General features: G+C 34.5%; 12 protein-coding genes. 4 read left to right on the top strand and 8 right to left on the bottom strand.

Annotated elements, in window-relative coordinates; genetic code table 11:
• The first annotated feature begins 460 nt into the window (after positions 1 to 460).
• Positions 461 to 631 (top strand): hypothetical protein, encoded by a 171-nt coding sequence (locus tag AC1DVP_RS06165; RefSeq protein ID WP_477182623.1) that lies wholly within the window; start codon positions 461 to 463, stop codon positions 629 to 631.
• Positions 621 to 1,169: a Smr/MutS family protein gene (locus AC1DVP_RS06160; protein ID WP_477182622.1), complete on the top strand. Its 549-nt coding sequence runs from the start codon at positions 621 to 623 to the stop codon at positions 1,167 to 1,169. Before AC1DVP_RS06165 ends, AC1DVP_RS06160 begins: the two co-directional genes overlap by 11 nt.
• A 78-nt stretch (positions 1,170 to 1,247) precedes the next feature.
• On the opposite strand, the gene AC1DVP_RS06155 is transcribed toward AC1DVP_RS06160, so the two are convergent.
• On the bottom strand, positions 1,248 to 2,198 hold the full coding sequence (locus AC1DVP_RS06155; protein WP_477182621.1) for a hypothetical protein: 951 nt from the start codon (positions 2,196 to 2,198) through the stop codon (positions 1,248 to 1,250).
• 204 nt (positions 2,199 to 2,402) lie between these two features.
• On the opposite strand from AC1DVP_RS06155, the gene AC1DVP_RS06150 reads away from it, so the two are divergent.
• Positions 2,403 to 3,326, top strand: coding sequence for an EamA family transporter (locus AC1DVP_RS06150; protein ID WP_477182620.1), 924 nt, complete (start codon positions 2,403 to 2,405; stop codon positions 3,324 to 3,326).
• A 1-nt stretch (position 3,327) separates the two neighbouring features.
• On the top strand, positions 3,328 to 4,449 hold the full coding sequence (locus AC1DVP_RS06145; protein ID WP_477182619.1) for a cysteine desulfurase family protein: 1,122 nt from the start codon (positions 3,328 to 3,330) through the stop codon (positions 4,447 to 4,449).
• Positions 4,450 to 4,451: 2 nt separating this feature from the next.
• Here the strand turns inward: AC1DVP_RS06145 and AC1DVP_RS06140 are convergent, their stop codons facing one another.
• The 7 genes from AC1DVP_RS06140 to AC1DVP_RS06110 form a co-directional block, all read right to left on the bottom strand.
• The gene (locus tag AC1DVP_RS06140) at positions 4,452 to 5,423 is read right to left on the bottom strand and encodes an MlaD family protein (protein ID WP_477182618.1); all 972 of its coding nucleotides are present in this window, start codon (positions 5,421 to 5,423) and stop codon (positions 4,452 to 4,454) included.
• Between the two features lie 95 nt (positions 5,424 to 5,518).
• Positions 5,519 to 6,271: an ABC transporter ATP-binding protein gene (locus tag AC1DVP_RS06135; RefSeq protein ID WP_477182617.1), complete on the bottom strand. Its 753-nt coding sequence runs from the start codon at positions 6,269 to 6,271 to the stop codon at positions 5,519 to 5,521.
• Between the two features lie 4 nt (positions 6,272 to 6,275).
• A complete protein-coding gene (locus AC1DVP_RS06130; RefSeq protein ID WP_477182616.1) occupies positions 6,276 to 7,058 on the bottom strand; it encodes an MlaE family ABC transporter permease in 783 nt (260 codons plus the stop codon).
• A 112-nt stretch (positions 7,059 to 7,170) separates the two neighbouring features.
• Positions 7,171 to 7,464, bottom strand: coding sequence for a chaperone modulator CbpM (locus AC1DVP_RS06125; protein WP_477182615.1), 294 nt, complete (start codon positions 7,462 to 7,464; stop codon positions 7,171 to 7,173).
• Positions 7,461 to 8,375, bottom strand: coding sequence for a DnaJ C-terminal domain-containing protein (locus AC1DVP_RS06120; RefSeq protein WP_477182614.1), 915 nt, complete (start codon positions 8,373 to 8,375; stop codon positions 7,461 to 7,463). Before AC1DVP_RS06120 ends, AC1DVP_RS06125 begins: the two co-directional genes overlap by 4 nt.
• Positions 8,376 to 8,562: 187 nt before the next feature.
• A complete protein-coding gene (locus AC1DVP_RS06115; protein ID WP_477182613.1) occupies positions 8,563 to 9,252 on the bottom strand; it encodes an aspartate/glutamate racemase family protein in 690 nt (229 codons plus the stop codon).
• Positions 9,253 to 9,270: 18 nt separating this feature from the next.
• Positions 9,271 to 11,907, bottom strand: coding sequence for a patatin-like phospholipase family protein (locus tag AC1DVP_RS06110; RefSeq protein ID WP_477182612.1), 2,637 nt, complete (start codon positions 11,905 to 11,907; stop codon positions 9,271 to 9,273).
• Positions 11,908 to 11,993 lie beyond the last annotated feature (86 nt).

The following is an 11,993-nucleotide window of genomic DNA, read 5'->3' as shown; positions in this document are numbered from 1 at the left end:
TGCTATCCGCTGCAATCTTGCTGGCCTCTCGTCTTTTGGGACGAGACGGCCAGCAAGGATTTCCACTTCATACGAGCGACAGTGAACTGGTGAAGCAATCAGGGCTAGGGCATTTCGGTCTTTAAGAACATTTATTCTCTCGAAGTCCTTTGCGTAAGGGATTGCGGTGATATCCTTTATTTTTTTCCTTTAAAAAAATAAAGATAAAGCCAAAAGCCCGACTCCTTGTGAAAATAAGAGAGGAACGAACGCAATTTTTCACAAGGAGATGCGCCATTATTTTTATACAGCTTTCAACAATACTCTCTTAAAGTTTAGTATTTTTGAAGCCTGAAAATGAAATGATGAAATGAGCATGAACCTAATTGGGTTCGCAAACACCAATATCAACTATGCGAATTCCATATTCCAATAAAAAAACAAATATTATCTATATATGAAAAAATTTGTAATTCTGATAATGGCTCTAGCTATTGGCGTTGCGTTCTACGAACAAACAAGTGCCGATAAAAATGTATATGTAATGGTGGTTGCCATTGTCATTTTCATGATGGGAATGATGCGTTTAAGCAGCAAAACTCCAAGTAAAAACCAAGATAATCAAGATAATAACGAAGACGATGTTCAATAAAGGAGATAAAGTTTCGGTGCTGGATGAAGCAGTAGACGGTATTGTTTTATCAGTAAAAGATGGTGTAGTTACTATCGAAACTGCAGATGGTTTTGTAATGAATTTTGCTTCCAGCGAACTTATTAAAATTGGCGAATCCGCCAATCTGATGGAAGGAATCAAAGGCATTAATATCAATGAAATAAAAAAGGAAAAGGAAATCCCGAAACCGCGCAGTTTTGTAAAAGAGAAAAAAGACAAAAATGAATTGCCTGTTCCAGAATTTGATCTGCATATCGAAAAATTGGTACCCAATAAACGCGGTATGTCCAATTATGATATTTTGACACTGCAGGCAGAAACTGCCCAGCGCCATATTGAATTTGCTATCCGCAACCGGATTCCGAAAATTGTTTTTATTCACGGAGTGGGAGAAGGAATTTTGAAAGCCGAATTGGATTTTCTTTTAGGGCGTTATGACAATATCGTTTTTCAGGATGCCAATTATCAAAAATATGGTCAAGGTGCCACCGAAGTTTACTTTAAACAGAACAAATAAGCAACTCTCGCTTTGTAACTAAAAAAACGCCAATGCTAAAAAATAAGCATTGGCGTTTTTTTGTTTTGTTTTTTCACTTTATGGTTTAATAGTCTGCAGCTCTCCATATAAGTATTTATCTCCCAATAAGAAATTGCTATTGCCTTTTTCAAGGCTAACCTTTTTTAAAACTATAGTATGTTTAAAAGTATTAGCAGTAACTGTAGTAGTGGTAACTTCAATAATAGCTCCAGCTTTTCCTAACCATTCTTCCTTAACTGTTGGCACTGTCGGTTCCGTTGCTGCACAAAAATAATCTGAAGTCACAACGCTATTAAACAAGCGGTAAACCAATATATTCTTAACAGATCCTATTGTTCCTGTTCTTGGCTTATCTGCAGGTGTAACTTCATTAAGAATTAATGCCGGATCAATTTTAAGTGTTAACGATTCGGTGGCATTGGATTCATAAACCAAACCGCTGTCACAAAGAGATAATGTCTGATCAAAAGTCAATGGCAATGGAGTTATCGTTTTCAAATAATCGCCGAATATAAAGCTTTCATAAAACTGAGTAGTACCGTCACCTTTGGCAAATGTGATGTTTTTAAAAATAATATTATGCTTATAACCCGTTATTTTTGTACTGTTATCAGTCTCATTTGATGATTTTACAGTTTCTGTTGTTATTTGGATAATCCCTGAGGAAGCGTTCCATTGCGTTTTTACCTTAGGAGTTGCCGGAGGAATCAAATCGCAGATATTATCAGAAGTCACTTTACCGTCATAAAAATTATACACCACTTGGTTTGTCTTATTGATATCTAATTTAATTGGAGTATCTTCTGCTGTGGCATCTTCTTTAAAAGTTGCAGCAGGAACATTTAAAATCAAAGATTCACTGCCTTTAAGTTTAAAAAGTAAATTGTTTGCTTCTCCACAAGTGCTTGTAGTTATTTCATCAAAATTAATTGTATCTACTACTAAATCTCCATCATCACAAGCTGAAAAAGCAATTGCGCAACATAAAATCCCTATAAATCGTTTCATTCTTCGTTTTATTTTGAACAAAAATATAATATTTAATTTGTTCCGTAAACTTTACGCACCAAAAACGTATGGTTTGCTGCCACTTTATATTTTTTTTAAGCTGCTACAACGTACGCTTCTGTTGAAAATGAGCAAAACGCCCTTAATTAAATACATTTCATTAGCTTTAGAAATTCATATCTTTGTACCGAATTTTACTTTGCAATGAAAAAATACAACTACTACTTTGCCGCTTTTTCAGCTTTTTTTCTCTGGGGATTTTTCAGTCTGGCCTTAAAGCCTATTTCCTCTTATCCCTCCCTCGACATACTGTTCTATCGTGTTTTTTTTAGCGTATTTACACTGACAGCCATAAATCTCATCTTTAGACGAAAAAATCTCAAAAAAAACTGGGATGATTTTAAAACAATGCCTAAAAAAAAGAGACAAAAAATCATCATACTTACCTTGGTTGGAAGTTTAATTTTGGCTTCCAACTGGCTGATTTTTATATATGTGATTAATCATGTAAACGTCAAAGCAGGCTCATTGGCATACTTGATTTGTCCAATTCTGACTACCGTTTTTGCTTTCTTTCTGCTTCATGAAAAATTAAGCAAGTGGAAATGGACAGCGGTTTGCATCAGTACAATAAGCTGCGTTTTACTGTCTCTGAATCATTTTCAGGATATTTTTTACAGTCTTGTAGTTGCTTCGACCTATGCACTGTATTTGGTTAGTCAGCGTAAGAACAGTGAAATTGATAAGTTTTTGGTTTTGAATATTCAGTTGCTTTTTATAGCCTTACTTATTTTGCCTTTTTATCCAAGCTACAGCGGAGCAGTTCCAACTGATCCTTTTTTTTATACCTGTTTGTTTTGCATTGTTGTGCTTTTTACCATTATTCCGCTTTTCTTAAACCTGTATGCATTAAAAGGACTCGACTCCTCCACCGTGGGAATTCTAATGTATATCAATCCGATAATCAATTTTACTTTGGCTATTTTTTACTTTAAAGAAGAAGTAAGCCTGCTCCAGATGGTTTCCTATTCCCTTATTTTAATCTCTATTCTTATTTTTAATAAGAAAATATTATTTGGCAAAAGAAATAAATCCAAAGCAATTGTGCAGGATTCAAAATCTGTGTAGCATGAAAAAAGCATATCTTGATAACGCCTCTACTACAGCACTTCATCCGGAAGTGATTCTGGAAATGACCAAAATATTGACCGAAGATTATGGAAATCCATCCTCTACTCACAGCTTAGGACGCAATGCCAAAAATATTCTGGAACTTTCTCGAAAATCAATCGCTAAACAGCTAAATGCTGCGGCATCTGAAATCATTTTCACTTCTTGCGGTACCGAAGCGAACAATTGGATTTTGCGGTCTGCTGTAAAAGATTTAAAAACAGAACGCATCATCACCAGCAAAATAGAGCACCACGCTGTGCTTCATACAGCAATGGCGCTTCAAAATGAATATGGAATTCAGGTAGATTACGTAAATATAAAATCCAATGGCGAACTGGACTTGACACATTTAGTCGAGTTATTATCAGAAGAAAAAAAGACGTTAGTTTCATTAATGCATATCAACAATGAGACGGGAACAATTTTGGATCTTGATAGAGTAAGCCAAATTTGTCAGGAACATCATGCTTTATTTCATTCGGATACTGTGCAGTCTATAGGAAAAACCAAAATTGACTTACAGCACGCTCCCATTGATTTTATCGTTGCCAGCGCCCATAAATTTCATGGTCCGAAAGGAGCCGGATTTGCTTTTATACGAAAAAATGCGGGTTTACAGCCTTTGTTTTTTGGAGGAGAACAAGAAAAAGGACTTCGCCCAGGAACCGAAGCCATACATCAAATTGCAGGAATGGCAAAGGCTCTGGAACTTTCTTATCAAAATCTTGAAACCGAAAGCCTTTATATTGCTTCATTGAAAGAGTACGCTATCGAAAAACTGAAAGTAAATTTCCCTGATTTTAAAATCAATGGCGAAAATACTTTTTACAATCTGCTCAATGTAACTTTACCGCTAGATGAAAGCAAAACATCCATGATTTTATTTCATTTGGATATGAAAGGAATTGCAGTTTCCCGTGGCAGCGCATGCCAATCAGGAAGTATCAGGCCTTCGCATGTATTGGCAGAAATGCTCTCGCCAAATGATTTAAAAAAACCAAATATCCGCATTTCTTTTAGCCATTTTAACACTAAAGAAGATGTCGATTTATTGATAGAAGGATTGAAAAGTATTTAAAATTAATTAGTTTTCTTTTTATCCTTTTCTTGTTTTTTGAAATAACCACGCAATAAAAAACTATGTTTCATCGCTTCAAGATCTTCGTTCAGGAGAATTGTTGCTTTGTTTAAGTTTGTCATAGTGGAGTCTATTTTTTTGACCAAATTAGGGTTATTGGACAAATAATTGATAGCACCATTACCGTTTTTTACATTCGAAATTGTTGCATTTAAATTAGTCACCACTTTGTTTATTTCCTGACTGGATTGATCCAAATTAGTTACAATGGTTTTTATTTTTTGAGCAACCGTTGGGTCATTTAACACACCTAACACACTGTTTTTATCCCCTAACGCAACTACCATTTTATTTAAGTTCTCTACAGTTTCGGTTGTTCCTTTGCTGGTCATTTTTAAATAATTCATGGTCTGTTTCAAATCAGCTGCCAAGAGTGTATCATTAACTAATGTTCCCAGAGTTCCTTTCCCCTGAGTGATTTCCTTTGTAATTTTAAGCAAATCGGCTGTGAGTAAAGCGGCATTTTTATTGGTTACACTTAGCGTATTCAACAGATCATCGGTGCGGACACGACTTGAGGACTGGATAACATCACCAGGTTCAATATGTGGTTGATTTCCTTTTCCAGGGGTAATATTAATCACCATACTTCCCACTAAACCATCAGATCCAATACTTGCTAAAGCATTTTTTTTGATGTGCTGAAACATTGATTTATCAATTATCATAGCCACATTGATAGTAGTGTCATTTACCATTTCTATCTCTCGAACCGTACCAATGTTTATTCCCGAATACCTAACATTATTTCCTAATTGCAATCCATTCACATTACTAAAAACAGCCGTGAGATGATCGGTTCTTCCAAACATTTTTTGTTTGTTACCAATAAAATAAACGACAAGAACAAAAAGCGTCAGTCCCGAAATAACAAAGAGGCCTAATTTAATTTTCTCTGAAGCAGTTTTTTCCATTTTTTTTATATTAGTTTCTAAGCTACTAAGATTCTAAGCCACTAAGATTGAATCACTAAATTTTTAACAACTTAGGCTCTTACAGTCTTAATATCTCATTTAAAGAAAGCTTGTACTTTTGGATCTTTGGAGCTTAATAAGGTCTCAAAAGTCCCTTCGACATAATTAATTCCGTCAATCAATAAAATCATACGGTTTGAAATCATTCTGGCACAATCTACATCGTGTGTTATAATTATGGATGAAGTATTGTATTTTTTTTGAACAAACACCATCAACATTAATATTTCTTTTGACGTAATGGGATCTAATCCTGTTGTTGGTTCATCATACAGAATAATTTTTGGTTTCAAAATCAAAGTTCTGGCCAAAGCAATTCTACGCTTCATCCCGCCCGAAAGTTCATTGGGCATCAAATCTATAGTATTAGCCAAGCCAACACTTTCCAATGCTTCCATAACTAGCGGAGTGGTATCTTGAATAATTCCGATTTTTTTGGTGTGACGTCTCAAAGGAAATTCCAAATTTTCTCGAACTGACATCGAATCATACAAAGCACTACCCTGAAAAAGAAACCCCACCTCGGTTCTAAGTTCATCCAGAGCTTCCCGAGAAAGTTGTTTGATGTCTTTTCCCATTACTTCAATACTTCCTTCATCGGGTTTATCTAACCCGATGAGACATTTAATCATCACCGATTTTCCCKAACCTGATTTCCCCATGACCACCAAGTTTTCTCCTTGAAACAGTTCCAGATTAAATCCATTCAAAACACAATTATCCCCAAAGCTTTTTTTCAAATCTTTGATGACTACAATGGATTTCATATTGTCAATATTGTTTTCCATAGCATTAGACATCATAAAAAACATTAGACACAAAAACGGCTATAAAATCGATTATAAAAAGCAGCATTGAAGAAAAAACCACCGCCGAATTGGCGGCAAGTCCTACTCCTGCCGTTCCTTTTTTGCAATAATATCCTTTAAAGCAACCTACCAATCCGATAGCAAAACCAAAAAAGAATGATTTGATGGTTGAGGGAATAACATCAAAAAATTCGAGATGGTCAAAAACCTGAGTGAAATACAATAATAACGAAACGTCTCCTTTTAAATTTTCGACCAAAAAAGAGCCCAAAAGCGCTACGCCATCTCCAATAAAAATCAAAATTGGCAACATTAAAGTGGTAGCCAATATTCGGGTAACAACTAAAAATTTGAAGGGATTTGTTCCTGAAACTTCCATTGCGTCTATTTGCTCGGTCACACGCATTGAACCTAACTCGGCTCCAATTCCAGAACCGATACGGCCTGCACAAATCAAAGCGGTAATGATGGGGCCTATTTCTCTAATGATGGAAACACTTACCATGGCAGGAATCCATGAAACAGCACCAAATTGTTGTAAGGTGGGTCTGGATTGCAAGGTAAATACCAATCCGATAATAAAGCCAGTTACTCCTACAAGAAGCAACGAGCGATTACCCATATTGTAGCATTGCCTAAGAAATTCTTTGAATTCTAAAGGGCGTTTGAATACTTCCCTGAAAAAACGTCCTGCAAAATCCGAAAGTTCACCAATTTCAAGAAGAAAACTTTTGAATGCTTCAACGATTCTAAAAATAGTGTTCATTCCGTTTGTGATTAATTTCTAATATAAATAACTCTCAAACACACAAATAACCTGATGATTTCATTTCAAAACATTACAACTTAATTTTTTTTAAACAAGCCGTATCCGGAGTTTAATTCTCATATAACCGCAATCTGTTTTGGGCAGCCATTAAATCCTTTTTCAAATGTTCTATTTTCTGCAAAAGATTAAAAACGACATCAATTCCTTCGGGGTTTACATCTAAATCATGATGCATTCGAATCATTCGTTCCAAATTATGCATTTGATTTTCATGAATATACGGAGATTGCTCCATTACTTCAATTTCAATCAAACCCAAATCATGAAGATGAGTAAAGAAGGAAAGCTCTAATTGATAATGAGAGCTAACGGTTTTCAAAAGTATTAAGTTATCAGTTCTCATATTCTTCTAATCTTAGCAAGTTCTGCGAATAATTCTTTTTCTCTTTCGGTAAGGTTTGTTGGCAATAATATTTGATACGAAATGAATAAATCACCAAACTCTCCTTCTTTTTTATACACTGGAAAACCTTTGTCTTTTAGTTTTACTTTGGTGCCATTTTGTGTACCTGGCTTAACTGTTAATTTTACTTTTCCATCAAAGGTATTGGCGGTAATTTCCCCTCCTAAAAGTGCCGTGTATAAATCCAAATCGACAGTTGTATATAAATTGTGTTTGTCGAGTTTAAAATTGGTGTGATTTTCGATATTAAAAGTAAGGTATAGATCGCCTTTGGGGCCTCCATTAGCTCCCTCTCCTCCTTGACCGCTAATTTTTATGACTTGGCCATTCTCAACACCGGCAGGAATAGTCAACCGTATATTTTTTCCATTGATTGTGAGGGTTCGTTTGTGAGTGGTATAAACATCTTTCAAGTCCAAATGTAATTCGGTGTTAAAATCCTGTCCTTTAAACACAGTAGTTTTACGACTTCCTCTTTGACCGCCACCAAACATTGATTCAAAAAAATCCGAATAATCGCCACCTCCGGAAAAACCTCCAGAAAAGCCTCCAAAACTCCTACCTCGCTGGCCTCCTGCATTTTGATACCGATGTTGCTGCTGTCTGGCTTTTTCATATTCCTCACCGTGTTCCCAATGTTCACCATACTGATCGTATTTTTTTCGATTCTCTGGATTACTCAAAACCTCATTGGCTTCATTGAGTTCTTTAAATTTCCTCTCGGCTTCTTTATCGTTGGAATTTAAATCTGGATGGTATTTACGTGCCAATTTTCGGTACGCTTTTTTTATATCCGCTTCAGATGCATTTTTATCAATCTCCAATACTTTATAATAGTCTATAAATGCCATTTTACTATAATTTAAGATGCGATTCTATTAAAAAGAAATGCTATTCAATCATTTATAAAGAATATTTTACTCTCAAATTTAAGCATTTTATCGATCCTAAACTATGATAAACCATTTTATTAGAGCAAATTATACAAAACCAAAAGCTCTAACATAAGTTTTATAGAATGATTAAATAATCAAAAAATTAACTCAAAGCAAATGCAACTGCGGCACTCGAATGAATCAAAGCTGTGTCAAAAACAGGAACTTTTACCATTTCTTGTTTCACCAACAATGGAATTTCTGTACAGCCCAGAATAATTCCCTCTGCTCCGTTATCAATAAGATTTTCTATAATAGAGAGGTATCGTGCCTTGGTACTTTCCAGAATTAATCCTTTTCCCAATTCATTAAAAATAGTATCGTGCAAAAAATCTCTGTCGCCAGCTTCGGGTATTATTGCTTCGATATCAAGAGCGGTTAATTTGTCTTTAAAAAAATCCAATTCCATCGTAAACTTCGTCCCAAGAAGTCCTACTTTTTTAATGTTCATTTTTTGAATTTCTTTTGCGGTTTCGGCTGCAATGTGTATTAATGGCAAATCGACACTTTCCTGAATCCGATCCGCTATAAAATGCATCGTATTGGCACAAAGAATAATCGCATCGGCACCGCAATTTTTTAAATCCTGGCAGGCTTTTGACAACATATTGAATGTCGTATCCCAGTCGTTGTTTTCATTATTTTTTTTAATATCGTCATAGTTAAAAGAATAAATTATGCACTCGGCAAAATTAACTCCTCCTAACTCTTTATTAATTCCTTCATTAATAAACTTATAATAATCTGCTGTTGATACCCAACTGATACCCCCTATGAGTCCTAATTTTTTCATTATTTATTCTTTGTTCACTTATTTAACTCTGCCCAATCTATTGTACAAAGGATTAAAAATACGAATATAAATTATAGAAAACAGCCAACCTGCAGTTATTAATAAAAGCAGTGCAAACTTCTTTTTGACCAAGCTTTCAATGTTGATGACAGTAGCCAAAATTTTAGAAAAATAACCAACTAAAAAAACAATCAGCGTGAATCCGATAAATTTATAAGAAATATTAATTTGCTTAAATGGTTTTGGATTATTCCAATTACAAATTAAATAATATAGCACTCCAATTAATAAAGCACCACCAATTAACAATAAAATAAAGCGGATAAATTTTGACATTCGAACAATTTTAAAAGGGACAAAACTGCTCACTTTCAATTGTTTTACAAGCTGTTTTTCATTTGCAGGATAAGTACAGCTTTCTGCTGCTTTTAGGAAATTCCAATTTTCTTTTTTCACAATATCCGAATCATTTTCATGCATCATTTGTCTGTATCCACTGTACATTAAGGCATATGCTTCAAGATCATTAAAAGAGTCTAAATCGGTTCGCACTTCGCTAAGTCCCTTCTGAATTTTCTTCATTACGCCATATCTCAAAAGTGCATTTTCATCCTCTATTTCATTATCATACAAAATGCTTCGGTTTACATCGGTACAGTCAATCCAGCTCACAGGAAGCTGTTCCAATCCGTTTTTTAAATGAACAATTGAAAGTTTGGCAACAATCGAAGTATATTTTCGGGATTTTAAATCCAACAATTGAATCTCGCGCAGGCGTTCCTGCAAAATAGTATCTACTCTAAAAAACAAAGACATGGCATTATCCGTATTTATTGCATTATCCGGCATTTGAGCACTGGCATCGCTTACTATAATTTCATTGCATTCCTGTTCCAATATTGATGCGATACCCTGATTGTCATGTACGCCTCCATCAATTAGCTCTAAATCAAAATTCTCATACAGCTCTTTAAATACTAAGGGCTGAAACAAAATTGGCACACAAGAAGAAGCCGCGACGGCATAGCCCAATCTAAACTTTTGGTACTTCTCTGGCGCATTTTCATAATACATTCGTCTCAAACGGGGTTTTACATCAAATTCATCCGAAATAAAGGTAGGCGGCTCTCCCATCCAAGAAGCTGTAAACTGCCAGTTATGTCCCGTATTTACTGCAGTAGCATTTAGAATTAATTGAGGCACTTTATTTATTCTTTTCCAATTATCATCATTCAATTTAAATGCCTCATTACCTAAAGGATTAATAAATAAATCATTCATAAAAATTGGTGAAGAATCTTTTTTAGGCAGTAATGGCTTATAAAAATACTCTTCATAAAGCTCTCCCAATCTGTTAGAACGCGAATACGAACTTCCTTTCCACATTTTTAAATTCTTAGAAAAGCTAGTCAGCAGAAGCATCCGGATGTTCTTTTGAACAGCATTTAGAAATTCAGTTTCAATTTCTTTTACAATCCGAAGGTAATCGTCTTGAGCAATATCTTCATCAGCTTTGCTTTCATATAATTGCTTAATTTTTAAATAATAAAAAGCACCAATAATTGAACCACCCGAAACACAGGAAATAACCTCAATATCTTTTAGCTTATTTTTTTCGGCCAAAGAGGCCAAAACGCCAATATGAAATAATGCTGCTCTAAAACCACCGCCAGAAAGCCCAATTCCTAGCTTATGCTGCTGTTTTTGCGCCACATCATCAGCATCTGTATTTTCATCAGCATCAAGATTTAAAGCGATCAAACAGCTGTTTTGTCCTTCCTCTATAATTTCACTTTTTTGAAAAGGATCCTTATTAGTAGATTTTTGATATTTCTCTGTTTTTTGATAATTAGCCAAATCATAGATTTGTTTGCTAAAAGATTTAATCTGCCAATTCTCTCTCTTATCCTGGGTATATAATTTAATGAAATGAAGCGCTTTTTTATACATCCGCAAACCAAAAAAAGCTTCAGCCAAAGCAGTATATAATTTTTCCTGAGATTCGATTCCGTCTTTAAAAACAACCGCATCTGTATCTGTCAAATAGGCCTGAATGATTTCTTTTCTTGTATTTTGAGCCGTTTCAAATCTTGTAATGGTTTCACTTGTAATCTCACAGGTTTCGGAGAGCTGTTCTAAATTTTCAATTACGATTAACTCATTGAGATTAGCATAATTCACTGCGGTGTTAATACAGTAGGTTTCTGTTTGAATGGATTTGTGCAATTTATTTTTCCAAATCAGATATCCCTTTTTGTAATAAGACCGCGATTGCAGCAAATTATGAAACTGATGGTCAAACTTCCATTTATTTTTATAGATTGCCCCTGCAATACCCAATGTTTTTGAGTTTTTGGTATATTCTAAATCACAAAACGATTTGAGTATATTAACTGCTTTATCAAATTTAAAATAAGACGACAATGTACTGTCCTTATATACATTATCTGCTAAATCCTGATATTTAGATAATTTTATTTCAGTACCTTTATCTTCATTTTCAGCAATTTTTTTCAGCAATATCTCAGTTGCATAACCATACTKCTCATATATTATTAAATTTTGGTACAAAACCTCAAAAGAAATACTATTAGAAATATCTTCACCTCTTAAATAATTTTTGGCCCATGCAATTGCCTCTTTTTTATTTTCCATAGCTTAAAAAAAATACTGAAAATCAAGTTATTAAAATATCTGTTTTTCATTTTAATGAGAAACATTTTATAAATTTAAAAAAAATG

This window comes from Flavobacterium sp. P3_A6 (genome assembly GCF_056403035.1).
Note: the sequence above shows the minus strand (reverse complement) of the source record. Positions and strands in the feature narration are given on the sequence as shown.

Bases quoted from the DNA above. Each gene is read 5' to 3' on its own strand.
- AC1DVP_RS06145 (WP_477182619.1), top strand. From the start codon at position 3,328: ATGAAAAAAGCATATCTTGATAACGCCTCTACTACAGCACTTCATCCG.
- AC1DVP_RS06120 (WP_477182614.1), bottom strand. From the start codon at position 8,375: ATGGCATTTATAGACTATTATAAAGTATTGGAGATTGATAAAAATGCA.
- AC1DVP_RS06130 (WP_477182616.1), bottom strand. From the start codon at position 7,058: ATGAACACTATTTTTAGAATCGTTGAAGCATTCAAAAGTTTTCTTCTT.
- AC1DVP_RS06155 (WP_477182621.1), bottom strand. From the start codon at position 2,198: ATGAAACGATTTATAGGGATTTTATGTTGCGCAATTGCTTTTTCAGCT.
- AC1DVP_RS06140 (WP_477182618.1), bottom strand. From the start codon at position 5,423: ATGGAAAAAACTGCTTCAGAGAAAATTAAATTAGGCCTCTTTGTTATT.
- AC1DVP_RS06125 (WP_477182615.1), bottom strand. From the start codon at position 7,464: ATGAGAACTGATAACTTAATACTTTTGAAAACCGTTAGCTCTCATTAT.
- AC1DVP_RS06160 (WP_477182622.1), top strand. From the start codon at position 621: ATGTTCAATAAAGGAGATAAAGTTTCGGTGCTGGATGAAGCAGTAGAC.
- AC1DVP_RS06115 (WP_477182613.1), bottom strand. From the start codon at position 9,252: ATGAAAAAATTAGGACTCATAGGGGGTATCAGTTGGGTATCAACAGCA.
- AC1DVP_RS06165 (WP_477182623.1), top strand. From the start codon at position 461: ATGGCTCTAGCTATTGGCGTTGCGTTCTACGAACAAACAAGTGCCGAT.
- AC1DVP_RS06150 (WP_477182620.1), top strand. From the start codon at position 2,403: ATGAAAAAATACAACTACTACTTTGCCGCTTTTTCAGCTTTTTTTCTC.